The 23,262-nt window shown below is 70.6% G+C and carries 19 protein-coding genes; 16 read left to right on the top strand and 3 right to left on the bottom strand.

From position 1 onward, the window contains the following. Window positions 1-152 precede the first annotated feature (152 nt). The 3 genes from uvrA (at window position 153) to J5V16_RS10285 (ending at window position 4,257) form a co-directional block, all read left to right on the top strand. The gene (gene uvrA / locus J5V16_RS10295) at window positions 153-3,062 is read left to right on the top strand and encodes an excinuclease ABC subunit UvrA (RefSeq protein ID WP_208496184.1); all 2,910 of its coding nucleotides are present in this window, start codon (window positions 153-155) and stop codon (window positions 3,060-3,062) included. Between the two features lie 130 nt (window positions 3,063-3,192). After that, a complete protein-coding gene (locus J5V16_RS10290; protein ID WP_208496109.1) occupies window positions 3,193-3,813 on the top strand; it encodes a prepilin peptidase in 621 nt (206 codons plus the stop codon). 150 nt (window positions 3,814-3,963) lie between these two features. Beyond that, window positions 3,964-4,257, top strand: a complete 294-nt coding sequence (locus J5V16_RS10285) for a hypothetical protein (RefSeq protein WP_208496107.1) — start codon at window positions 3,964-3,966, stop codon at window positions 4,255-4,257. Window positions 4,258-4,322: 65 nt separating this feature from the next. Here the strand turns inward: J5V16_RS10285 and J5V16_RS10280 are convergent, their stop codons facing one another. Both J5V16_RS10280 and J5V16_RS10275 read right to left on the bottom strand, forming a co-directional pair. Further along, entirely contained in the window at window positions 4,323-6,908 is a 2,586-nt protein-coding gene (locus J5V16_RS10280) for a glycoside hydrolase family 9 protein (RefSeq protein ID WP_208496106.1), read from the bottom strand. 72 nt (window positions 6,909-6,980) lie between these two features. After that, window positions 6,981-7,970, bottom strand: a complete 990-nt coding sequence (locus J5V16_RS10275; protein WP_208496105.1) for a LacI family DNA-binding transcriptional regulator — start codon at window positions 7,968-7,970, stop codon at window positions 6,981-6,983. Window positions 7,971-8,257: 287 nt separating this feature from the next. Here J5V16_RS10275 and J5V16_RS10270 point away from each other — a divergent pair, with 287 nt between their 5' ends. The 6 genes from J5V16_RS10270 (at window position 8,258) to nusB (ending at window position 13,016) form a co-directional block, all read left to right on the top strand. Beyond that, window positions 8,258-8,611: a cupin domain-containing protein gene (locus J5V16_RS10270; RefSeq protein ID WP_208496104.1), complete on the top strand. Its 354-nt coding sequence runs from the start codon at window positions 8,258-8,260 to the stop codon at window positions 8,609-8,611. Between the two features lie 118 nt (window positions 8,612-8,729). Then, a complete protein-coding gene (aroC, locus tag J5V16_RS10265; protein ID WP_408612401.1) occupies window positions 8,730-9,908 on the top strand; it encodes a chorismate synthase in 1,179 nt (392 codons plus the stop codon). A 2-nt stretch (window positions 9,909-9,910) separates the two neighbouring features. After that, window positions 9,911-11,464, top strand: a complete 1,554-nt coding sequence (gene aroB / locus J5V16_RS10260) for a 3-dehydroquinate synthase (RefSeq protein WP_307792916.1) — start codon at window positions 9,911-9,913, stop codon at window positions 11,462-11,464. Continuing rightward, window positions 11,461-11,901, top strand: coding sequence for a type II 3-dehydroquinate dehydratase (aroQ, locus tag J5V16_RS10255; RefSeq protein ID WP_208496102.1), 441 nt, complete (start codon window positions 11,461-11,463; stop codon window positions 11,899-11,901). The genes aroB and aroQ overlap by 4 nt, the downstream gene beginning before the upstream one ends. A 111-nt stretch (window positions 11,902-12,012) precedes the next feature. Then, on the top strand, window positions 12,013-12,570 hold the full coding sequence (gene efp / locus J5V16_RS10250; RefSeq protein ID WP_208496101.1) for an elongation factor P: 558 nt from the start codon (window positions 12,013-12,015) through the stop codon (window positions 12,568-12,570). 2 nt (window positions 12,571-12,572) lie between these two features. Further along, on the top strand, window positions 12,573-13,016 hold the full coding sequence (nusB, locus tag J5V16_RS10245; RefSeq protein ID WP_208496100.1) for a transcription antitermination factor NusB: 444 nt from the start codon (window positions 12,573-12,575) through the stop codon (window positions 13,014-13,016). Window positions 13,017-13,090: 74 nt separating this feature from the next. Here nusB and J5V16_RS10240 read toward each other — a convergent pair whose 3' ends face one another. Beyond that, entirely contained in the window at window positions 13,091-13,591 is a 501-nt protein-coding gene (locus tag J5V16_RS10240; protein ID WP_208496099.1) for a transcriptional regulator, read from the bottom strand. 272 nt (window positions 13,592-13,863) lie between these two features. Between J5V16_RS10240 and pyrR the strand changes: the two genes are divergently transcribed. The 7 genes from pyrR to pyrF all read left to right on the top strand — a co-directional run bounded on the left by pyrR (window position 13,864) and on the right by pyrF (window position 23,206). Beyond that, on the top strand, window positions 13,864-14,442 hold the full coding sequence (pyrR, locus tag J5V16_RS10235) for a bifunctional pyr operon transcriptional regulator/uracil phosphoribosyltransferase PyrR (protein ID WP_307792915.1): 579 nt from the start codon (window positions 13,864-13,866) through the stop codon (window positions 14,440-14,442). Further along, complete coding sequence (locus J5V16_RS10230; RefSeq protein WP_208496097.1) at window positions 14,439-15,359, top strand: aspartate carbamoyltransferase catalytic subunit; 921 nt, start codon at window positions 14,439-14,441, stop codon at window positions 15,357-15,359. Before pyrR ends, J5V16_RS10230 begins: the two co-directional genes overlap by 4 nt. Next, entirely contained in the window at window positions 15,356-16,669 is a 1,314-nt protein-coding gene (locus J5V16_RS10225) for a dihydroorotase (protein WP_208496096.1), read from the top strand. The genes J5V16_RS10230 and J5V16_RS10225 overlap by 4 nt, the downstream gene beginning before the upstream one ends. Then, entirely contained in the window at window positions 16,666-17,793 is a 1,128-nt protein-coding gene (gene carA, locus J5V16_RS10220; RefSeq protein ID WP_208496095.1) for a glutamine-hydrolyzing carbamoyl-phosphate synthase small subunit, read from the top strand. The genes J5V16_RS10225 and carA overlap by 4 nt, the downstream gene beginning before the upstream one ends. Beyond that, on the top strand, window positions 17,786-21,106 hold the full coding sequence (gene carB / locus J5V16_RS10215) for a carbamoyl-phosphate synthase large subunit (RefSeq protein WP_208496094.1): 3,321 nt from the start codon (window positions 17,786-17,788) through the stop codon (window positions 21,104-21,106). The genes carA and carB overlap by 8 nt, the downstream gene beginning before the upstream one ends. A 75-nt stretch (window positions 21,107-21,181) precedes the next feature. Beyond that, window positions 21,182-22,258 (top strand): quinone-dependent dihydroorotate dehydrogenase, encoded by a 1,077-nt coding sequence (locus tag J5V16_RS10210; protein WP_208496091.1) that lies wholly within the window; start codon window positions 21,182-21,184, stop codon window positions 22,256-22,258. Window positions 22,259-22,288: 30 nt separating this feature from the next. Next, on the top strand, window positions 22,289-23,206 hold the full coding sequence (pyrF, locus tag J5V16_RS10205; protein ID WP_208496089.1) for an orotidine-5'-phosphate decarboxylase: 918 nt from the start codon (window positions 22,289-22,291) through the stop codon (window positions 23,204-23,206). The last annotated feature ends 56 nt before the right edge of the window (window positions 23,207-23,262 follow it).

Here is a 23,262-nt window from a genome sequence, read left to right as displayed (position 1 = left end):
CGGGTGAAACGGCACTACGCGGGGGAGTAGCCTCGTAGGGCGGCCCCGCTTCGAACAGCGGGCCTCCCAGAACTGTCGGACCCGAACGTTAGATTCCCACCGTGGCCAACGAGCACCTTCAGATCGACAACAAGACCCACGCATCCGGCACGATCGTCGTGCGCGGGGCACGCGAGCACAACCTCAAGGACGTCGACCTCGACCTTCCCCGGGACTCGCTCATCGTCTTCACCGGCCTGTCCGGTTCCGGCAAGTCCTCCCTGGCCTTCGACACGATCTTCGCGGAGGGCCAGCGCCGCTACGTCGAATCGCTCTCGGCCTACGCCCGCCAGTTCCTCGGCCAGATGGACAAGCCCGACGTCGACTTCATCGAGGGGCTGTCCCCGGCGGTGTCGATCGACCAGAAGTCCACCTCCCGCAACCCGCGGTCGACGGTGGGCACGATCACCGAGATCTACGACTACCTGCGGCTCCTGTACGCCCGCGTCGGCGTCCCGCACTGCCCGCAGTGCGGCGAGCCGATCGTCAGCCAGTCGCCGCAGCAGATCACCGACCAGATCATGGCGATGCCCGAGGGCACCCGCTTCCAGGTCCTGGCCCCGGTCGTGCGCAAGCGCAAGGGCGAGTTCGTCGAGCTCTTCGCCGACCTCCAGCAGCAGGGCTACGCCCGCGCCCGCGTCGACGGCGAGGTGTACGCCCTCACCGACGTGCCGAAGCTGAAGAAGCAGGAGAAGCACGACATCGACGTGGTCATCGACCGCCTCGCCGTCAAGGCCTCCTCGATCCAGCGCGTCACGGACTCGGTGGAGTCGGCGCTCGGTCTCGCCGACGGCGTCGTGGTCCTCGACTTCGTCGACGTGGACGCCGCCGACCCGAACCGCACCCGCCGCTTCTCCGAGAAGCTGGCCTGCCCCAACGACCACCCGCTCTCGCTCGACGAGCTCGAGCCGCGCACCTTCTCCTTCAACGCGCCCTTCGGCGCCTGTCCGGTGTGCCACGGCCTCGGCGTGCGCAAGGAGGTCGACCCCGAGCTCGTCATCCGCGACCAGGAGTCGACCATCCGCGACGGCGCGCTCGCGCCCTGGTCCTCGGTCGGCATGGGCGACTACTTCCTGTTCCAGATCGTCGCGCTCGGCGAGGCGGTCGGGTTCGACGTGGACACGCCCTGGGCCGACCTGCCCGACCGCGCGCAGAAGGCCGTCCTGTACGGCTACGACGAGACCCTGCAGGTCTCCTACCGCAACAAGCGCGGCCAGCGCCGTTCCTACGAGACGCGCTTCGAGGGCGTCGTGCCGTGGGTCGAGCGCCGCCACCACGAGACCGACTCGGAGTGGACGCGCGAGAAGTACGAGCAGTTCATGCGCGAGATCCCGTGCTCGACCTGCGAGGGCACCCGGCTCAAGCCCGAGGTCCTGGCCGTCACCGTGGAGGGCCTGTCCATCCACGAGGTGTGCACGCTCTCGGTCGCGGACTGCGCGGTGTTCTTCGACGCGCTCAAGCTCTCCAACCGCGACTCGATCATCGCCGCGCCGATCGTCAAGGAGGTCAAGGCCCGTCTGCGGTTCCTGCTCGACGTCGGCCTCGACTACCTGACGCTCGCGCGCGCGGCCGGCAGCCTGTCGGGCGGCGAGGCCCAGCGCATCCGGCTCGCGACGCAGATCGGCGCCGGGCTCGTGGGCGTGCTCTACGTGCTCGACGAGCCCTCGATCGGCCTGCACCAGCGCGACAACAACCGGCTCATCGCCACCCTCGAGCGGCTGCGAGACCTGGGGAACACGCTGATCGTGGTCGAGCACGACGAGGACACGATCCGCGTCGCCGACCACATCGTCGACATCGGTCCGGGCGCGGGCGAGCACGGCGGCCACGTCATCTACTCGGGCCCGGTCAAGGGCCTCGTGGACGCCGAGGGCTCCATCACCGGCGACTACGTGTCCGGCCGCAAGCACATCCCGGTCCCGGAGAAGCGCCGCCCGGCCGACCACGGCCGTGAGCTGGTCGTCAAGGGCGCCAGGGAGAACAACCTCAAGGGCATCGACGCGGCGTTCCCGATGGGCTGCCTCGTCTCGGTCACCGGCGTGTCCGGCTCGGGCAAGTCCACGCTGGTGAACGAGATCCTGTACAACACGCTGGCGGCGGAGGTGAACGGCGCGAAGATCGTGGCGGGCCGGCACCGCACGATCACCGGCATCGACGGGGTCGACAAGGTCGTGGGCGTCGACCAGTCGCCGATCGGGCGCACGCCGCGCTCGAACCCGGCCACCTACACCGGCGTGTTCGACAAGGTCCGCAAGCTGTTCTCGGGCACGCCGGAGGCGAAGGTCCGCGGCTGGGGCCCGGGCCGGTTCTCCTTCAACGTCAAGGGCGGGCGCTGCGAGGCGTGCAGCGGCGACGGCACGTTGAAGATCGAGATGAACTTCCTGCCCGACGTGTACGTGCCGTGCGAGGAGTGCGGCGGGGCCCGCTACAACCGCGACACCCTCAAAGTCCACTACCGGGGCAAGACGATCTCGGACGTGCTCGACATGCCGATCGAGGAGGCCGCGGAGTTCTTCGAGCCGATCCAGACGATCCACCGGCACCTGAAGACGCTCAACGACGTCGGCCTGGGCTACGTGCGCCTCGGCCAGCCCGCGCCGACCCTGTCCGGCGGTGAGGCGCAGCGCGTGAAGCTCGCGTCCGAGCTGCAGAAGCGATCGACCGGGAAGACCGTGTACATCCTGGACGAGCCGACCACCGGTCTGCACTTCGAGGACGTGCGCAAGCTCCTCGGGGTGCTCGACGGCCTGGTGGACAAGGGCAACACGGTGATCACCATCGAGCACAACCTCGAGGTCATCAAGTGCTCGGACTGGGTCATCGACCTCGGCCCCGAGGGCGGCGACAAGGGCGGCACGCTCGTGGCGGCCGGCACCCCAGAGGAGGTCGCGGCGATCGCGGCGAGCCACACCGGCGCGTACCTGCGCCCGCTGCTCGGCCTGGACGGCAAGGGCAACGGCGACGGCGCGGCGGCGCGCCGGGCCAAGGCGGGCAACGGCCGCAAGGCGGCCGCCAAGCGCTAGCGCGGCGGCGGTTGCCGGCTCATCCCGCCGGTCCTCTGGCGCGCAAGGGAAACGAAGATCACGGGCGACGCGGCCGAACTCGGCCGCGTCGCTCCCGTATTCGGCCGCAACGCGATGCGAGCATCGCACGGTGCTCATCCCCGGTGCTCTCTATATCGGCGCGGCCACGGCCGCCCTCCTCGCGGGTCCTGGCCTCGGCCGCTGCGTCGCCTTGGCGACCGACCGCCATCCCGACCCGCGCCTGATCAAGGCCGTCTGCCTCGCCGCGGCCCTCCTGATCGCCTGGCGCGCCGACGGACTGCTGCACGGGGTCGCGCTCGGCACGGTCGCGGCCGCGGGGGTGGCGGCGGGGTGGATCGACGTCTATCAGCGGCGGCTGCCCGACGCGCTCATTCTGCCCGCCTACCCGCTGGTCGCGGCGCTGCTCATCGCGACCGGCGAACCCGGAACGCTCCTGCGGGCCGCCGCCTGCGCGGCGATCGGTATGGCGCTCTACGGGATCGGCTGCGCGTTCGGCCAGATCGGCTTCGGCGACGTGAAGCTCGCCGGGCTGCTTGGACTCGTCTCCGGTTGGGCCTCTTGGGAGGCGGCGGCCCTGGCGCTCGCGGCCACGATCGTGATCGGCGGCGCGCAGGCGGCGGCGGTCGTGGTGACGGGCCGCCGGGACTTCCCGTACGGCCCGGCGATGCTCACCGGGACCGCGGCGGGCATCGCCGCGGAGCCGTGGGTCGTCCTGTACCCGGTTTCGTGAGCGACCGGTAAGTTCACTTACGAGTGAAATGTCCATGGGAACTCTGCGCGTTTTCCCGATCTCCCTATGGAACTCGGTGCAATGGTTATATTCGTGGCGGACCTAGTACAAAAGGGTCGAGAACGATACACCGAGTACTGAGAGGTGACAGTGATTCGCTTTATCGCAAAGGCCGCGGTCGCGGCGGCGGCCGCCGGCGTCATGGCGGCGGGGATGGCCGCACCGGCCATCGCGGCTGAGACCACCGCTCCCATGGGCGGCTACGAGAATCACGAGGTCGGCGGGATCAACCTCCTGTCGGACCTGTGCGTCGGCAGCCTGAGCAGCGATGTCGGGCTCATCTGGGACTGGAGCGACATCACCAGCCCCGACGTGATCGCCATGACCGACGTCGACAGCAGCTGCGACTCGCAGTCCCAGATCCTCATCGACATCGAGCCGTGAGGTCCCAGCCCGCGAACACACCTCGGGGCGGCCGCCGTGTCCGGCGGCCGCCCCGAGCTGTTCCCTTACGCCGCCGAGCAGGTCACCGAGGCGGGCGCGACCGCGGTACGGGCGTCCTTGCTCCCGATGAACCCGAACGTGAAGGTGCGGCCCGGCTTCAGTTCCTGGCCGTCGGCCAGGTCCGTGGCGGTCACCGTGTGGCCCTCCTGCACCAGCGCCACGCTCCAGGAGTGGACGATGGACTGGCCGGTGGGCAGCGCCCACCGCAGCGAGACGTCCCGCAGGGGCGCGTCACCGGTGTTGGTGACGAGGATCTGCGCGTTGAACCCGCCCGGCCACTGGCCGTTGATGCGGTACTCCACTTCGCACGACGGCGAGGCCGTGACCGAACCGGCCTGCTCGGCGGCGAAGTTCGCGATCTGCGCGAGCGGCGCGTTCCAGTTGATGGTCAGCTCGTTCGTGGCCCATGACCCGATGTCGTCGATGTAGCACCGCTGCGGGGCGCAGCCGGTCAGCCAGCGCTGCGCGACCGGGTCCCACGTCGAGGTGACGCTGTTCGGGCCGCCCGCGAGGGTCCCGGCGGGCGGGTTCGGCAGGCTCGGGTCGAGCTGGTTGGCGTACCAGCGGCTGTGCATGTTGTGCGAGTCGTGCGAGCCGTAACCGGTCACATAGGAGTTGCCGAGGGCGTTGCGGCCCAACAGGTAGTCGAGCCCGGACAGGACGCCGTCGCGGTACTGCGCGTCGCCGGTGAGGTCGAAGGCGGTCGCCACGACGACCAGCTCGTTGAGCACCGCGCTGTTCGAACCCCAGTCGAAGGTCCCGCTGGAACCGTAGGAGAGGTCCCACGGGCTCGCGGCCTGCAGCTCCAGGTACCCGTCGGCCCCGGCCACGACCTGCGCGACCACCTCGTCCCGGCCCGGGAGCGCGTTCGGCACCAGCGCCAGGTCGAGCTTGGCGAGGGCGGCCACGCCGCCCCAGTAGAAGGCGCCCGCGCCGAACGTGTCGGCGTCGTGCAGCTTCGAGCCCAGCACGGACTCCTCATAGGTCTTCTTGCCGGTGGTGAGGAACAGTTCCGCTGCGGCCCAGTAGAACTCGTCGCTCACGTCCGAGTCGCCGTAGGGGCCGCCGCCGTCGGGGCTGGTGTCCGGGGCGTACACGTCGGGGTGCGCGAGCGCGGCCTGCCAGGCGGTCTCGGCCGCTTCGAGGCACTCGGCCGCGAAGTCGGCGTCATAGGGCGCGAACAGGCGCGCGGCCTGCGCGGCGGCGGCGGCGAGGTTCAGGGTCGCGGCGGTCGAGGGCGGCTGCAGGTAGCGCGGCTGCGGGTCGTCGGCCGGCATGAGCGGCAGGCCAGTCCAGCGCTCGTCGTGGATCTTGTGGTGGGCCATGCCCGCCAGCTCCTCGCCCGCGGGCACCTGCATCGAGAGCAGGAACTCGACCTCCCAGCGGGCCTCGTCGAGGACGTCGGGGACGCCGTCGCCGTGCTCGGGGATGCGCAGGGTGCCGTCGCCGAGGCGGCTGGCGTCGCCGGTGGGGGCGTGGAGCGCACGCTCGTACACGGACATGAGCTGCGCGACCGAGATGCCGCCGTTGACGACGTACTTGCCGTGGTCGCCCGCGTCATACCAGCCGCCGGTCACGTCCAGGGTGTAGTCGCACGCGTCGGCGGCGCAGGGCACGGCCCCGTCGCCCTGGTTCGGCGCGACGTCCACGTGCCCGGCCTCGCGGCCGTACCCGGGCGCGATGGCGTCGTCGATGGCGATGCCCGAGCGCTGCGGGTAGTAGAAGGACATCGCGTCGACCGCCATGTCGCCGTAGGGGTTCCCGCCGATCGCGAACGGGTAGGAGGTCTCGCCGTCGGCGGTGAGCGTGAAGCCCTCGCCGGTGGCGGTCGCGCCCGAGAAGTCGATCACGTGGACCGCTTCGCCCGAGGTCGGCTCGTCGCCGTAGGGCGCGGAGTTCCCTTGGGCCACCAGTGATCCGGCGGCGTCGTGGAGCTGCCACGGGACGGGGTCGGCGGCGTCGGTGACGAGGGTGGCCCGCTTGGGGGCGTCGGCAAGGTATCCGACCTGGTTCACCCGCACGCGCGGCCCGGTATCGGGCTCGTACACGGGCGGTTCGGCTCCGGTGAGCAACTGGACCTCCGATAGGCAGAACCGCCACGGCTCGGCGTGGCGGCCGATCTGGAACGCGAGTTGCGCGTCGGTCCAGTCGGCGTTGGCGGTGAAGGCGTAGCTGAACTCCTGCGCCTCGGCGGTGAGCAGCGGGAACTCCTCGATCGCGGTCGGCCAGGGGTCGACCGGTCGCTGCACGAGGGCGCGCACGCTGACATCGGACGAGGCGCGCGCGGTGAAGCGCAGCTCGTAGGTCTCGCCGGTGACCAGCGGCAGGCCGTCCTGGCCCACGATGGCGTCCCAGGCGTTGGCGGTGCCGCCGGGGACGTCCACGCACCACTCGCCGTCCGCGACCGCGCCGGCCAGGTTGGCCGTGGCCCACCAGCCGTTCGTGCCGGACGCGAAGTCGCCGTTGGTGATGAGGTCGGTGGGCTCCTCGTCCTGGGCCTGGGCGGCGGGGGCCGCCGCGGCGGCCCCGAGTGCCAGTGCGGTCAGGACGGCGACGCCGAAGCGTCTCCGGCGAAGTGCGGTTCGCGGCATGGGGAGTGGCCTTCCAAAGTGATTGGGAGCGATACCACCAGCCATCTTGTCATCGAAGCATGTAAATGTCAATCACTCGGCGGCGGCGGGCGGACCGCTCGTCCCGCGCACGACCAGTTTCGACTCCAGTTTCAGGCACACGCCCGGTTCCCTTGCGCCCCTGAGTTGTTCGTCGGCAGCCTCGACGGCGAGGCGGGCGAGCCGGCGCGCGTCCTGGCGCACCGTCGTCAGGTCGATGTGGCTGAGCCCGGCGATGTGGCTGTCGTCGTAGCCGACGATCGAGACCTGCTCGGGGATCTTCACCCCGGCCCGCGTGAACACGTCGAGCAGCCCGATCGCGCACTGGTCGTTCGCCGCGAACACCGCCGTCGGCAGCGGCGCGTCCTCCTCGAGGAGCAGCCGCGCCGCGTCCGAGCCGCCCTCCTGGGAGTGGTTGCCGGGGATGACGCGGATGCGGTCGGCCAGGCCGTGCGCGCGCATCGCGTCCCGGTAGGCCCGCCGCCGCTCCGGCCCGCCCGGCCGGTTGCCCGCGTCCACGTGCACGATGTCGCGGTGGCCCAGGCCCACGAGGTAGTCGACCACCTCGCGCGCGCCGGGCCGGTCGTAGGAAGTCACCACGTCGATCCGCGCGTCCTTGATGTGGCGCCCGAGCACCACGGTGGGCACCCGCGTGCCCAGCTCGGTCACGTCCGCGTCGGGGATCGTGGGCCCGCACAGCAGCAGCGCCTCGCTGCGGTGCCCGATGAGCGCCTCGATCGCGTTGTGCTCGTTGCGGGTCGGCACCGTCGCGCTCAGCACCAGGTCGTAGCCGAGCTCCTCGGCCGCCGGGTAGATCGCTTCCACGAGGTCGACGTGGTACGGGTTCCGAGCCGTGAAGAGCACGCCGAGGACCTTGCTGCGGCCGCGGGCGAGCAGCCGCGCGGCCATGTCCGGCTTGTAGCCGAGTCGCGCGGCGGCGTCGAAGACCCGCTCGCGGGTGTCGGGGCTCGCGCCGGGCTGGCCGCGGAACACCAGCGACACCAGTGCCCGCGAGACGCCGACCTCCGCGGCGACGTCGGCCATCGTGGGTTTGCGAGACCGCGGTGCCGGGCTGCGGTCTGTGGATCTCCGCGCGTGCGGGGGGTTCATCGCACCGTCGTCCTTCCTTATGCAGCTTTGTTGAAAGTTCCAGTAATTGAGGGGTTGACCTGGGAACGAAGTGACCAGTGTAACCACCGGGTACCAGGAAGCCCGCCCCCGAGGACCGTGCGCGACCGTCAAGGCAAGCCCTTGCCCAGGTGATGGGGCACCGCCGAAACGTGAATACGACTCCCGATTCGGCCATAGACTCGACCCTGGGGGTGAACGCCATGCATCAGCTGGCAGTCAAGAGCTTCAAACAGCCCGACGAGACCATGGACCTCAGCGGCCACGGCCACCGGGACACGGTCATGATCGACGGCAGGCCCGTCGAACTCTCCGAGTTCGACAAGGGCTGGCGCTGGTCGAACGACGTCAAACCGATCGCGGGCACCGACTCGTGCCAGGTCCACCACCTCGGCTACTGCATCGAGGGGCACCTGCAGGTCCACATGAACGACGGCACCGACAAGGACATCAACGCCGGCGACGCCTTCGACATCCCGCCGGGCCACGACGCCGAGGTCGTGGGCGACCACAAGGTCGTCCTCGTCGACTTCGGCAAGGCCTTCGACGCGAAATAGCGACCCGATCGCCAGGCCGCTCCCGCACCGCGAGGGCGGCCCCACCTCGTGCCCACCCCCTGAGACACGCTTTCCACCAGGTGCCGGATCACATCCGGCCGGGTGGCAGACTTGAAGCGTGTTGCGATGGATGACAGCTGGAGAATCTCACGGACCCGAACTCGTGGTCACCCTCGACGGCCTGCCCGCCGGGATCGAGCTGACCACCGGGGCGGTCGCCGCCGAACTGGCCCGCCGCCGCCTCGGTTACGGCCGCGGCGCGCGCATGAAGTTCGAGGCCGACGCCGTCAGCTTCATCGGGGGCGTCCGCCACGGCCGCACCCTCGGCTCGCCGGTCGCCATCCGCGTCGGCAACTCCGAGTGGCCCAAGTGGGAGACCGTCATGGCCGCCGACCCGGTCGACCCGGCCGAGCTCGAAGGCATCGCCCGCAACGCCCGGCTCACCCGCCCGCGCCCCGGCCACGCCGACCTCGCCGGCATGCAGAAGTACGACCACGACGACGCCCGCCCGATCCTCGAGCGCGCCTCGGCCCGCGAGACCGCCGCCCGCGTCGCCGGCGGCACCGCCGCCAAGGCCTTCCTCAAGCAGGCCTTCGGCATCGAGATCGTCTCCCACGTCAAGGCCCTCGGCCCCGTCCGCGCCAAGGAAGGCCTCGTGCCGACCCCGGACGACTTCGCCGCCGTCGACGCCGACCCGCTGCGCTGCATGGACCCCGAGGCCTCCGCCCGCATGATCGCCGAGGTCGACGCCGCCAAGAAGGACGCCGACACCCTCGGCGGCGTCGTCGAAGTCCTCGCCTACGGCCTCCCGCCCGGGCTCGGCTCCCACGTCCAATGGGACCGCAAGCTCGACGCGCGCCTGGCCACCGCCCTCATGTCGATCCAGTCGGTCAAGGCCGTCGAGATCGGCGACGGCCTCATGCAGGCCGCCGTCCGCGGCTCCTCCGCCCACGACGAGATCGTCCCCGGCCCCGGCGGCGTCCAGCGCCTCACCGACCGCGCCGGCGGCCTCGAAGGCGGCATCACCACCGGCCAGCCGCTCCGCGTCTCCGCGATGCTCAAGCCCATCTCGTCGCTGACCCGCCCGCTGCGCACCATCGACACCGTCACCGGCGAACCCGCGGAGGCGATCAACCAGCGCTCCGACGTCTGCGCGGTCCCCGCCGGGGCCGTCGTCGCCGAGCACATGGTCGCCTACGTCCTCGCCGAAGCGGCCCTGGAGAAGTTCGGCGGCGACTCCGTCCCCGAATCCCGCCGCAACTTCGAGAGCTACCTCGAGAACCTGCGGGTGAAGTAGCGGTGCTCGTCGTCATCGTCGGGCCGCCCGGCTCGGGCAAGACCACGATCGGCCGCGCCCTCGCCGCCGCGCTCGACGCGCCGTTCCGCGACGTGGACGCCGACATCGCCGCCGCCGCGGGCAAGCCGATCCCGGACATCTTCGTGGACGAAGGCGAGGAGCACTTCCGCGCCCTCGAACGCGAAGCCGTGCGCCGGGCCGTCGCCGAGCACGACGGCGTCCTCGCCCTCGGCGGCGGCGCCGTCCTCGCCGAGTCCACCCGCAAGCTCCTCGCCGACGTCACCGTCGTCCACCTCCGCGTCGACCTCGGCGAAGCCGTCAAGCGCACCGAGATCGACAAGGGCCGCCCGCTCCTGCAGGTCAACCCTCGCGCCACGCTCCGACGGCTCATGGACGAGCGGCTGCCGCTCTACCGCGAGGTCGAGACCTTCGCCGTCGACACCACCGGAAGGGACGTGGACGACCTGACCGCCGAGATCCAGGCCCGCCTCGCCGTCCGCACCGTAGAGGTCCGCGACGCCGAGACCCCTTACCCGGTCCTCATCGGCCGCGGCACCACCGACCGCCTCCCCGAGTTCCTCGGCAAGGCCACCCGGGTCGCCGTGCTCCACACCACCAGCACCGCCGCGCTCGCCGAACGCGTCGGATCGCTCTGCCCCGAAGGCGTCGACGCCACCCTCATGGAACTGCCCGACGCCGAGGACGGCAAGACCGTCGCCGTCGCCGAGCAGGTCTGGGAAGCGCTCGGCGCCGAAGGCTTCACCCGCACCGACCTCGTCGTCGGCGTCGGCGGCGGCGCCGTCACCGACCTCGCCGGGTTCGTCGCCGCCTGCTGGCTGCGCGGCGTCGCCGTCCTCCACGTCCCGACCTCGCTCCTCGGCGCGGTCGACGCGGCGGTCGGCGGCAAGACCGGCGTCAACACCGCCGCCGGCAAGAACCTCGTCGGCGCCTTCCACCCGCCCCGCGCGGTCCTGGTCGACCTCGACCACTTCACGACCCTGCCGAAGCGCGACCTCGCCGCCGGCCTCGCCGAGGTCGTCAAGGCCGGCTTCATCGCCGACCCGGTGATCCTCGACCTCGTCGAAGCCGACCCCGCCGCGGCCCTCGACGCCCGGAACCCGGTCGTCGCCGAACTCGTCGAGCGAGCCATCGCCGTCAAAGCCGAAGTCGTCGGCTCCGACCTCAAAGAGGGGGGCCTGCGCGCCATCCTCAACTACGGGCACACCTTCGCCCACGCGGTGGAAAAACTCGAGCACTACCGCTGGCGCCACGGCGACGCCGTCGCCGTCGGCATGGTCTACGCCGCGCACCTGGGCGCCATCACCGGCCGGGTGGACCTCGTCGACCGCACCAAAGCCGTCCTGTCCTCGCTCGGCCTGCCGATCACGTACGAGGCCGGACGCTGGGACGACATCCTCAAGGTCATGAAGATCGACAAGAAGAACGTCGGCGCCACCCAGCGGTTCGTGCTCCTCGACGCGCTGGCCGCGCCGGTCGTCGTGGATGACGTGACCGCCGAGCAGCAGCGCGAGGCCTATGAGAGGCTGACCGGATGAAGACCTTGGTGCTGAACGGCCCCAACCTCAACCGGCTCGGCAAACGGGAGCCCGCGATCTACGGCTCCCAGACGCTCGCCGACCTCGCCGACCTGTGCGTCACCACCGGCAAGGAACTGGGCCTGGAGGTCGACTTCCGGCAGACCAACCACGAGGGCGAGCTCCTCGAGTGGCTGCATGAGGCCGCCGACAACGGGTACCCGGTCGTGCTCAACGCCGCCGCCTGGACCCACACGTCCGTGGCGGTCGGCGACGCGTGCGCCCAGCTCACCGCGCCGCTCGTCGAGGTGCACCTCTCGAACGTGCACCAGCGCGAGGCGTTCCGTCACCACTCGTACGTGTCGGCCCACGCCGTGGGCGTCATCGCCGGGCTCGGCCCGAGCGGCTACACCGCGGCCTTGCGTTTCATCTCAGAGCAGCACGGCATTTCCGAATAGCCGCTGCGCCGCCCACCACAGCCGGTGCGGCCGCGGCCCTGACCAGCTCGACCGCCCGCTACCATTGACGGTCGGTCAAGACAGAACCTCTACCGAAAGAGACGAACGCCCGTGGCATCCACGAACGACCTCAAGAACGGCATGGTGCTCAACCTGGAGGGCCAGCTCTGGCAGGTCCAGGAATTCCAGCACGTCAAGCCCGGCAAGGGCCCGGCGTTCGTGCGCACCACCCTCAAGCAGATCCCCTCGGGCAAGATCGTCGACAAGACCTTCAACGCCGGCACCAAGGTCGAGACCGCGAACGTCGACCGCCGCACCATGACCTACCTGTACAAGGAAGGCGACGACTTCGTCTTCATGGACACCGACACCTACGACCAGATCCCGGTCGGCCCCGGTGTCGTGGGCGACGCCTCGAAGTTCCTCCTCGAGAACTCCGACGCCACGGTGGCCCAGCACGACGGCAAGGTCCTCTACGTCGAGCTCCCCGCCTCGGTCGAGCTCACCATCACGTACACCGAGCCGGGCCTGCAGGGCGACCGCTCCTCGGGCGGCACCAAGCCCGCGACCGTCGAGACCGGCGCGACCGTGCTCGTCCCGCTGTTCATCGACAACGGCGAGAAGATCAAGGTCGACACCCGCGACGGCAAGTACCTCTCCCGGGCCTAGGCGTGGGGACGCAGAGCAGCAGCAGCCCTGACCGGCTCACCGCCCGCACCAAGTGGCGGATGCGGGCCGTCGAGATCCTGTACGAAGCCGAGAGCCGCGACACCGAGCCGTCGCGGGTCCTCGCCGAGCGCGCCGACCGCGCGTTCAAGGACCCGGAGGCCCCGCGCCTGCCGAAGTACGCCGAGGAGCTCGTGCGCGGGGTCGCCCAGCACCTCGACGAGCTCGACGCCGTGCTCGGCAAGGCCTCCACGAGCTGGTCGGTCGAGCGGATGCCCGCGGTGGACCGGAACGTCCTGCGCGTGGCCCTCTACGAGATCCGCCACGTGGCCGACGTCGACACCGCCGTGGCGATCAAGGAGGCCATGCGCGTGGCGCTCCAGATCGGCTCCTCGGACGACACGTCGTTCGTGAACGCCGTCCTCGACGCCGCCGCGAAGGCCGAATAGCCAAGGCGCGCAAGCAGGTACGCGAAAGCCGGGTCTCCCTCTTGAGGAGGCCCGGCTTCAATCGTTCCTAGGGCCTATTCGGCTTCCGAGGCGAAGAACGCCTGGAGGTCGTGCACGAGGACGCCGAAGTCCTCGAGCTTCTCGATCAGGCCCGAAGGCGTGGTCGAGTAGACCACGGCCAGGGTGTAGAGGTCGTCGGCGCGGATCGAGAGGATCCGGCCGTTGTAGTCGCCGCGGCGCTGCTGGATGGAGCGCGCCAGCTTGGCGACGTGCTCCAGCTCCGAGTCCGGGTGGTCGTACAGCGCCTCGAGGTTGAGGACGATCTTCTCCGCCTGCTCGACCGGGAGCGGCACGCCCTCGGGAAGCAGCTCGGAGACGGGGATCCGGTAGAAGTCCGCCAACTCGGCGAGACGGCTGACGGTGATCGACCGGTCGCCCCGCTCGTAGGAACCGATGACGACGGCCTTCCACTTGCCGCCGGACTTGTCCTCGACGCCTTGCAGCGACAGCCCCTGCTGCATGCGGATGTCACGCAGCCGGTTGCCGAGCGCCTTGGCGTAGTCAGATGTCGCCATGCTGGGATCAACTCCAATTTTCGGTACGAGAGGAATCCTATTGTTGACTACGGTCGGTGACCATCGGCCGGTGGGGTGCCCCCAAACAGTGTTCTTCGTCGCGTGAGACCCTCGCAACCGCCCGGCAAACCATATAGAATCCGACATCAATGCTGCTACCGACCCCGTGTTTTTGGGACCGGTCTTTACGCTCCGTCACCGGCGGCGTAGCATGGCCCGCGACGAAACCGTTCTTTAACAGACCGTCCAGTGAGGCGGAGAAGGAGGTTCGCGTGGTTTCCCCTGCCCTCAGGCAGTCTGAGGAAGACCCGTCGGGCAAGCAGATCCTCTCGGGCGACGACATCGGCCGGATCCTCGACCGCATCGCCCACCAGATCCTCGAGAAGACCAAGGGCGCCCCCGACACCATGCTCCTGGGCATCCCCACCCGCGGCGTGGCGCTCGCCGGCCGGCTCGCCGACCGCATCCGCCGCTTCGCCGACCTCGACGTCCCCGCCGGGACCCTCGACATCACGCTCTACCGCGACGACCTGCGCCGCAACGCCCTCCGGGCCCTCGGCCCGACCGACCTGCCGCCCGGCGGCGTCGACGACCAGCGCATCATCCTCGTCGACGACGTCCTCTACTCCGGGCGCACCGTGCGCGCCGCGCTCAACGCGCTCTACGACCTCGGCCGCCCCGCGAGCGTCCAGCTCGCCATCCTGGTCGACCGCGGCCACCGCGAGCTGCCGATCCGCGCCGACTACGTCGGCAAGAACATCCCCACCGCGCGCGACGAGTCCGTGGCCGTGCGCCTGACCGAGTACGACGGCCACGACGCCGTGGTCCTCACTGGAGGCCGGGAGCGATGAAGCACCTGCTCACCACCAAGGAACTGAGCCGCGAGGAGGCCGAGCTCATCCTCGACGTCACCGAGCAGATGGCCGAGGCCGTCACCGGCCGCGAGGTTCCCAAGCTCCCGGCGCTGCGCGGGCGCACCGTCGTGAACCTCTTCTTCGAGGACTCCACCCGCACCCGCACCTCCTTCGAGACCGCCGCCAAGCGGCTCTCGGCCGACGTCGTCAACTTCGCGGCCAAGACCTCGAGCGTGAACAAGGGCGAGAGCCTGCGCGACACCGCGCTCACCCTGCAGGCCATGGGCGCCGACGCGGTCGTCATCCGCCACCCCGCCGCGGGCGCACCGCAGCGGCTCACCGAGTGGATCGAGGGCGCGGTGCTCAACGCCGGGGACGGCACGCACGCCCACCCGACCCAGGCCCTGCTCGACGCCTACACGATGAAGAAGCGGCTCGGCGGCGTCGAGGGCCGCACCGTGGCGATCGTGGGGGACATCCTCCACTCGCGCGTGGCCCGCTCGAACATCTGGCTGCTGTCCAAACTGGGCGCGCACGTGCGCCTGGTCGGCCCGCCCACCTTGCTCCCCAAGGACATCGACGACTGGCCGGTGGAGATCGGATACGACCTCGACGCCAGCCTCAAGGGGGTGGACGCGGTCATGATGCTCCGCGTCCAGCGCGAGCGCCAGAACGCCGCGTTCTTCCCGACCGCGAACGAGTACGCCCGCCTCTACGGGCTCGACGAGCGCCGCCTGGCGCTCATGCCCGACCACGCGATCGTCATGCACCCCGGCCCGATGAACCGCGGCATGGAGATCGCCGCCGCGGTCGCCGACTCGCCCCGCGCCACCATCACCGAGCAGGTGACCAACGGCGTGTGGGTCCGCATGGCCGTCCTCTACCTCCTGCTGACGAACGGAGAGAGCAAGTGAGCAACGTGCTCATCAAGAGCGCCGACATCGTCGGCAAGGGACGCCGGGACGTCCTCGTGCGCGACGGCCGCGTCGCCGAGATCGGCTCGGTGTCCGAAAAAAGCACTGTCGCAAAGGACGTCGAGGTCGTGGACGCGGACGGGCTGGTGCTCCTGCCCGGCCTGGTCGACCTCCACACTCACCTGCGCGAGCCCGGCCGCGAGGACGCCGAGACCGTCCTCTCCGGCACCCGCGCCGCCGCCAAGGGCGGCTACACCGCCGTGTGCGCCATGGCGAACTCCTACCCCGTGGCCGACACCGCGGGCGTCGTCGAGCAGGTCGCCGCGCTCGGCCGCGCCGCCGGGTACGCCGACGTGCAGCCCATCGGCGCCGTCTCGATCGGCCTGGAGGGCAAGCGGCTCGCCGAGATCGGCGCGATGGCCCAGTCGGCGGCCGCGGTGCGCATGTTCTCCGACGACGGCCACTGCGTCCACGACCCGGTGCTCATGCGCCGCGCCCTCGAGTACGTGAAGACCTTCGACGGGCTCGTCGCCCAGCACGCCGAGGAGCCGCGGCTCACCGAAGGCGCGCAGATGAACGAGGGCGCCGTCTCGGCCGAGCTCGGCCTGCCCGGCTGGCCCTCGGTCGCCGAGGAGGCGATCATCGCCCGCGACGTGCTCCTCGCCGAGTACACCGGCGCGCGCGTCCACTTCTGCCACGTCTCCACCGCCCGCTCCGTGGACATCATCCGCGAGGCCAAGGCCCGCGGCGCGAAGGTCACCGCCGAGGTCTGCCCGCACCACCTCCTCCTCACCGACGAGGCCGCGCGCTCCTACGACCCGGTGTACAAGGTCAACCCGCCGCTGCGCCGCGAAGCCGACGTGGCCGTGCTGCGCGCCGCGCTCGTCGAGGGCGTCATCGACGCCGTCGCGACCGACCACGCCCCGCACGCCCCGCAGGACAAGGAATGCGAGTGGGCCGCCGCCCGCCCCGGGATGCTCGGCCTCGAGACCGCGCTGTCGATCAGCGTCCTCGCCCTCGGCGGACCAGCCGAAGTGGACTGGGACGTGCTCGCCGAGCGCACCTCCCGCACCCCCGCCCGCATTGCCGGCCTCGAAGCGCACGGCCGCGACCCGCAGCCGGGCACCGAAGCGAACTTCACCCTCGTCGACCCCTCCGCGACCTGGACCGTGGTCCCCGAAGGCCTCGCGTCCCTGTCGCGCAACACCCCCTACGCCGGGATGGAACTCCCGGTCACCGTCCAGGCGACGTTCCTCCGCGGACGCGCCACCGTGCTGAACGGGAAAATCGAAGAGGAGACCCACTCGTGAGCAGCAGAGCACCAGCGATCCTCGTCCTCGAGGACGGCCGCGTCTTCCGCGGCGAGGCCTACGGCTCGGTCGGCGAGACCTTCGGCGAAGCGGTCTTCAACACCGGCATGACCGGCTACCAGGAGACCCTCACCGACCCGTCCTACTACGGCCAGGTGGTCGCCCAGACCGCCCCGCAGATCGGCAACACCGGCTGGAACGACGAGGACGACGAGTCCCGCCGCATCTGGGTCGCCGGGTACGTCGTCCGCGACCCCGCCCGCATGGCCTCCAACTGGCGCGCCAAGCGCGGCCTCGAAGACGAGCTCGCCGCCCAGGGCATCGTCGGCATCAGCGGCGTCGACACCCGCGCCCTCACCCGCCACCTCCGCGAGGCCGGGGCCATGCGCGTCGGCATCTCCTCGCGCGACACCGACGTGGCCGCGCTCCTGGAGAAGGTCCGCGCCACCCCGCACATGGCCGGCGCCAACCACGTCGGCGCCGTGACCACGCCCGAGCCCTACACCTACGAGGCCAAGGAGACCAAGTACACGGTCGCCGCCCTCGACCTGGGCATCAAGCGGAACACGCCGCGCCGCCTCGCCGCCCGCGGCATCACCACCACCGTCTACCCGGCCACCGCCGAGGTGGAGCAGCTGCTCTCGGGGAACCCCGACGCCGTGTTCCTCTCCAACGGCCCCGGCGACCCCGCCACCGCCGACCACCAGGTCGCCGTCACGCGCGAACTCCTGCGCCGCAAGGTGCCCGTGTTCGGCATCTGCTTCGGCAACCAGATCCTCGGCCGCGCTCTCGGCCTCGAGACCTACAAGCTGAAGTTCGGTCACCGCGGCATCAACCAGCCGGTGCTCGACCGCCACACCAACAAGATCGAGATCACCGCCCACAACCACGGCTTCGCGCTCAAGGCCCCCGAGTCAGGGGAGTTCTTCGAGACCGACTTCGGGCGCGTCCAGGTGAGCCACGTCTGCCTCAACGACGACGTCGTCGAAGGCCTCACCTGCCTCGACGTGCCCGCGTACTCCGTCCAGTACCACCCCGAGGCCGCCGGCGGCCCGCACGACGCCGACTACCTGTTCGACCGCCTGATCGAACTCATCCAGGAAGGGGCCCCGACCCATGCCTAAGCGCCCAGACCTCAAGCACATCCTGGTCATCGGCTCCGGACCCATTCAGATCGGCCAGGCCTGCGAGTTCGACTACTCCGGCACGCAGGCCTGCCGCGTGCTCCGCGAGGAGGGCCTGCGCGTCACCCTCGTCAACTCCAACCCGGCCACGATCATGACCGACCCCGAGTTCGCCGACGCCACCTACGTCGAGCCGATCACCACCGAGGTCATCGAGCAGGTCATCGCCAAAGAGAAGCCCGACGCGCTCCTGCCCACCCTCGGCGGGCAGACCGCGCTCAACGCCGCCGTCGCCCTCCACGAGGCCGGCATCCTCGAGAAGTACGGCGTCGAGCTCATCGGCGCCGACATGGACGCCATCCAGCGCGGCGAGGACCGGCAGCAGTTCAAGGAGGTCGTCCTCAAGGTCGGCGGCGACGTGCCCCGCTCCGCGGTCTGCCACACCATGGACGAGGTCTCCGCCACCGTCAAGGACCTCGGCCTGCCCGTCGTCATCCGCCCCTCCTTCACCATGGGCGGCCTCGGCTCCGGCATGGCCTACACCTGGGAGGACGTCGACCGCATCGCCGGCAACGGCCTCGCCGAGTCGCCCACCTCCGAGGTCCTCATCGAGGAGTCCGTGCTCGGCTGGAAGGAGTACGAGCTCGAACTCATGCGCGACCGCAACGACAACGTCGTCATCGTCTGCTCCATCGAGAACGTCGACCCCATGGGCGTGCACACCGGCGACTCCGTCACCGTCGCCCCCTCGCTCACGCTCACCGACCGCGAGTACCAGAAGCTCCGCGACCTCGGCATCGCCATCCTCCGCGAGGTCGGCGTCGACACCGGCGGCTGCAACATCCAGTTCGCGATCAACCCCGCCGACGGGCGCATCATCGTCATCGAGATGAACCCGCGCGTCTCCCGCTCCTCCGCGCTGGCGTCGAAGGCCACCGGCTTCCCGATCGCGAAGATCGCCGCGAAGCTCGCCATCGGCTACACCCTCGACGAGATCCCGAACGACATCACCAAGGCCACCCCGGCCGCGTTCGAGCCCACGCTCGACTACGTCGTCGTCAAGGTCCCGCGGTTCACGTTCGAGAAGTTCCCCGGCGCCGACCCGACGCTGACCACCACCATGAAGTCCGTCGGCGAGGCCATGAGCCTCGGCCGGACCTTCCAGCAGGCGCTCCAGAAGGCCCTGCGGTCCACCGAGACCAAGCAGGCCGGGTTCTGGACCCGCCCCGACCCCGAGGGCGCCACCCTCGAGAACACCATGGAGGCCCTGCGGACCCCGCACGACGGCACCCTCTACACCGCCGAGCGCGCCCTGCGCCTCGGCGCCACGATCGGTGAAGTCCACGAGGCCTGCAAGATCGACCCGTGGTTCCTCGACCAGGTCGCGCAGCTCATCGACCTGCGCGGCGAGATCGAGAACGCCGCCGTCGTCGACGAGGACCTGCTCCGCAAGGCCAAGCGCGCCGGATTCTCCGACGCCCAGGTCGCGGCCCTGCGCCCCGAACTCGCCGGCGAGGACGGCGTGCGCCGCCTGCGCCACCGGCTCGGCCTGCGCCCGGTCTTCAAGACCGTCGACACCTGCGCCGCCGAGTTCGAGGCCCACACGCCCTACCACTACTCGACGTACGAGGACGAAACCGAGGTCGCGCCCTCCGACCGGCCCAAGGTGATCATCCTCGGCTCCGGCCCCAACCGCATCGGCCAGGGCATCGAGTTCGACTACTCGTGCGTCCACGCCGTGCAGGCCCTGCGCGAGGCCGGGTACGAGACGATCATGGTCAACTGCAACCCCGAGACCGTCTCCACCGACTACGACACCGCCGACCGGCTCTACTTCGAGCCGCTCACCTTCGAGGACGTCACCGAGGTCCACCACGCCGAGCACGAGTCCGGCCGCGCCGCGGGCGGCCCCGGCGTCGTCGGCGTCGTGGTCCAGCTCGGCGGCCAGACCCCGCTCGGCCTCGCCGAGCGCCTCGAGAAGGCCGGCCTCCCGATCGTCGGCACCAGCCCGAAGGCCATCGACAACGCCGAGGACCGCGGCGTCTTCGGCCGCCTCCTCGACGAGCTCGGCCTCGTCGCCCCCGCGGGCGGCACCGCCACCTCCTACGAGGAGGCCCGCGAGGTCGCCTCCCAGATCGGCTACCCCGTGCTCGTGCGCCCGTCGTACGTCCTGGGCGGCCGCGGCATGGAGATCGTCTACGACGAGGACACCCTCGCCGGGTACATCTCCCGCGCCACCGAGGCCAGCCCCGAGCACCCGGTCCTCATCGACCGGTTCCTCGACGACGCCATCGAGATCGACGTCGACTGCCTCTGCGACGGCGAGGACTTCTACCTCGGCGGCATCATGGAGCACATCGAGGAGGCCGGCGTCCACTCCGGCGACTCCTCCTGCGCGCTCCCGCCGATCACCTTGGGCGCCACCGTCATCGAGCAGATCCGCGAGTACACCGCGAAGCTCGCCTTCGGCATCGGCGTGCGCGGCCTCATGAACGTCCAGTACGCCCTCAAGGACGAGCAGCTCTACGTCCTCGAGGCGAACCCGCGGGCCTCGCGCACCGTCCCGTTCGTCTCCAAGGCCACCGCCGTGCCGCTCGCCAAGGCCGCCGCCCGCATCGCCCTCGGCGCCACCATCGCCGAACTGCGCGCCGAAGGCCTGCTCCTGCCCGAGGGCGACGGCTCCGACGCCGGACCCGACGTCCCGATCAGCGTCAAGGAAGTGCTCCTGCCCTTCAAGCGGTTCCGCACCGTCGAAGGCGCCGGGCTCGACGCCGTCCTCGGCCCGGAGATGAAGTCCACCGGCGAGGTCATGGGCATCGACTCCAACTTCGGCCTCGCCTTCGCCAAGGCCACGCTCGCCGTCTACGGCAAGCTGCCCACCTCCGGGAAGGTCTTCGTGTCCGTCGCCGACCGCGACAAGCGCGCCATCGTCTTCCCGGTGCGCCGCCTCGTCGACCTCGGCTTCACCGTCTACGCCACCGAAGGCACCGGCCTGGTCCTCAAGCGCCACGGCATCGACTTCACGCCCGTCGCCCGCCACTCCTCGGGCGAGGCCGTCGACGCCGTCAGCCTCATCGCCTCCGGCGAGATCGACCTGGTCATCACCACGCCCTCGGCGTCCTCGGGGCCCCGCACCGACGGCTGGGAGATCCGCTCGGCCGCCGTCGTCGCCGACGTCAGCTGCGTGACGACCATCCAGGGCGCCACCGCCGCCACCCAGGCCATCGAATCGGCCTCCCGCGGCGAGATCCGCGTCGCCTCCCTCCAGGAGCTGCACCAGCGCCTGCGCGGCGCCGAACGGGCCGCGGCATAACTCGGCACCGGGCGGGTGACGCGGCTCCCGTGGCCGTGTCACCCACCCGGTGCACTGACGTATACAGGAATGAGCATGCTGTACCAGAAACTGGCCCGCCCGGTCCTGTTCCGGATCGGACGCGGCGACGCCGAGCGAGCGCACGAGACCACCCTGCGCTGGCTCACCCGCCTGTCCTCCCAGCGGCAGGCCCGCAACCTGCTGATCAAGCTCAACCAGCTCAGCGCCCCCGTCACCGTCTGCGGCATCCCCTTCCCCAACCCCATCGGCCTCGCCGCCGGCATGGACAAGAACGGCATCGCGACCGGCGCCTGGCCCGCCCTCGGGTTCGGCTTCGCCGAGATCGGCACCGTCACCGCCCAGCCCCAGCCCGGCAACCCGCAGCCGCGCATGTTCCGCATGAAGCGGTCCGAGGGCATCGTCAACCGCATGGGCTTCAACAACGAGGGCGCGCAGGCGCTGGCCGCCCGGCTCACCGCCGCCCCCGCCGTGAACTGCCCGCTGGGCATCAGCATCGGCAAGTCGAAGGTGGTGCCGCTCGAGGGCGCGATCGAGGACTACCTGACCTCGCTGCGGTTCCTCTACCCCTTCGCGGACTACATCGCCGTCAACGTCTCCTCGCCCAACACGCCGGGTCTGCGCCAGCTGCAGGACGCGAACGCCCTGCGGGCGCTGCTCGGCGCGCTGCGCACCGAGGGCGTGCGCCTGGCGGCCGGGCGGCCCGCACGCCCGGTGTTCGTCAAGATCGCCCCCGACCTCACCGAGCCCGCTATGGCGCAGCTCCTCGAGGTCTGCCTCGAGACCGGCGTCTCGGGCGTGATCGCCACGAACACGACGCTCGGCCGGGACGGGGTCGACCCGAGCGAGGACGCGATCGCGGCCGAGCCGGGCGGCATGTCCGGCAAGCCGCTGACGCAGGTGTCGCGCGAGATCGTGCGCTTCGTGCACCGCGAGACGAACGGCACGCTGCCGATCATCGGTTCGGGCGGGATCATGACCGCCGACGACGCGCAGGCCATGTTCGACGCCGGCGCGAGCCTCGTCCAGCTCTACTCGGGACTCGTGTACAACGGGCCCGGCCTGGTGCGCAGCAGTGTGCGCCGCTACCGCTCCGCCGCCCGCAAGGGCATCCGCACCCCTCAGAACCGCTGACGACGAAGCCTGAACTCTTAAGGAAGTGCCATGCCTGCCAACAAGGACTTCGGCTCCCGGGCCTTTCACCTCTCGCAGGTGCGCGGCCCGCTCTGCGCCGGGATCGACCCGCACGGGGCGCTCCTGCAGCACTGGGGGCTCGACGACGACCTGGCCGGGGCCGAGCGCTTCGCCATGACGATCGTGGAGGCGACCGCCGAGTCGTGCGCCTTCATCAAGCCGCAGTCGGCCTTCTACGAGCGGTTCGGCTCGGGGGGCGTGGCGCTCCTCGAACGGGTGATCGCGGAGTCCCGCAAGGCCGGGGCGCTCGTCATCCTCGACGTCAAGCGCGGCGACATCGGCTCGACGATGGCCGCGTACGCGCAGGCGTACCTCGACCCCGCCTCGCCGCTCGCGGTCGACGCGATCACGGTGAGCCCCTTCCTGGGCACCGGCTCGCTCCAGCCCGCGTTCGACCTCGCCAACGCGCACGGCAAGGGCCTGTTCGTGCTGGCCCGCACCTCGAACCCCGAGGGCAAGCAGGTGCAGATGGCGAAGCGCCGCGACGGCAAGTCGGTGGCGCAGGGGATCATCGACGAGGTGAACGAGCAGAACGGCGACGCCGAGCCGATGGGCTCGTTCGGCATCGTCATGGGCGCCACCATCGGGGCCTGCGCGTCCGAAGGGGAGGCGCGCCTGCGTGAGTCGACTTACGGAATCACGCACACCACCGTGCGCCAACGTGACACCGCTCACGACTTGTCCCAGTTCAACGGCCCCATCCTGGTCCCGGGCATGGGAGCGCAGGGTGGACGCCCGAGTGATCTTCCGCGCGTCCTCGGCCCGGCTACGAACTTCGCAATCCCGTCCTATTCCCGACAAATCGCACAGCCGGGGCCAGCCGTGGCGAGCATTCGCACCGCCGTCGAGGCGTTGCAGGAGGAATGCCGCGCCGCGATGGGGGAATAAAGCCGCGGATTTCGGGCCCGGAATTTGCCCCACCCCCGGTCGCAGGCGTGTCGGAC

The organism is Glycomyces niveus (assembly GCF_017592475.1).
Lineage (GTDB): Bacteria > Actinomycetota > Actinomycetes > Mycobacteriales > Micromonosporaceae > Glycomyces > Glycomyces niveus.
The sequence above is the reverse complement of the archived record's forward strand: the minus strand, read 5'-3'. Positions and strand labels throughout refer to the sequence as shown.

Coding starts and splice junctions, on each gene's coding strand:
- pyrF (WP_208496089.1), top strand. CDS start 22,289: ATGCCTGCCAACAAGGACTTCGGCTCCCGGGCCTTTCACCTCTCGCAG.
- J5V16_RS10240 (WP_208496099.1), bottom strand. CDS start 13,591: ATGGCGACATCTGACTACGCCAAGGCGCTCGGCAACCGGCTGCGTGAC.
- aroQ (WP_208496102.1), top strand. CDS start 11,461: ATGAAGACCTTGGTGCTGAACGGCCCCAACCTCAACCGGCTCGGCAAA.
- J5V16_RS10270 (WP_208496104.1), top strand. CDS start 8,258: ATGCATCAGCTGGCAGTCAAGAGCTTCAAACAGCCCGACGAGACCATG.
- J5V16_RS10210 (WP_208496091.1), top strand. CDS start 21,182: ATGCTGTACCAGAAACTGGCCCGCCCGGTCCTGTTCCGGATCGGACGC.
- J5V16_RS10275 (WP_208496105.1), bottom strand. CDS start 7,970: ATGGCCGACGTCGCCGCGGAGGTCGGCGTCTCGCGGGCACTGGTGTCG.
- J5V16_RS10280 (WP_208496106.1), bottom strand. CDS start 6,908: ATGCCGCGAACCGCACTTCGCCGGAGACGCTTCGGCGTCGCCGTCCTG.
- J5V16_RS10230 (WP_208496097.1), top strand. CDS start 14,439: ATGAAGCACCTGCTCACCACCAAGGAACTGAGCCGCGAGGAGGCCGAG.
- carB (WP_208496094.1), top strand. CDS start 17,786: ATGCCTAAGCGCCCAGACCTCAAGCACATCCTGGTCATCGGCTCCGGA.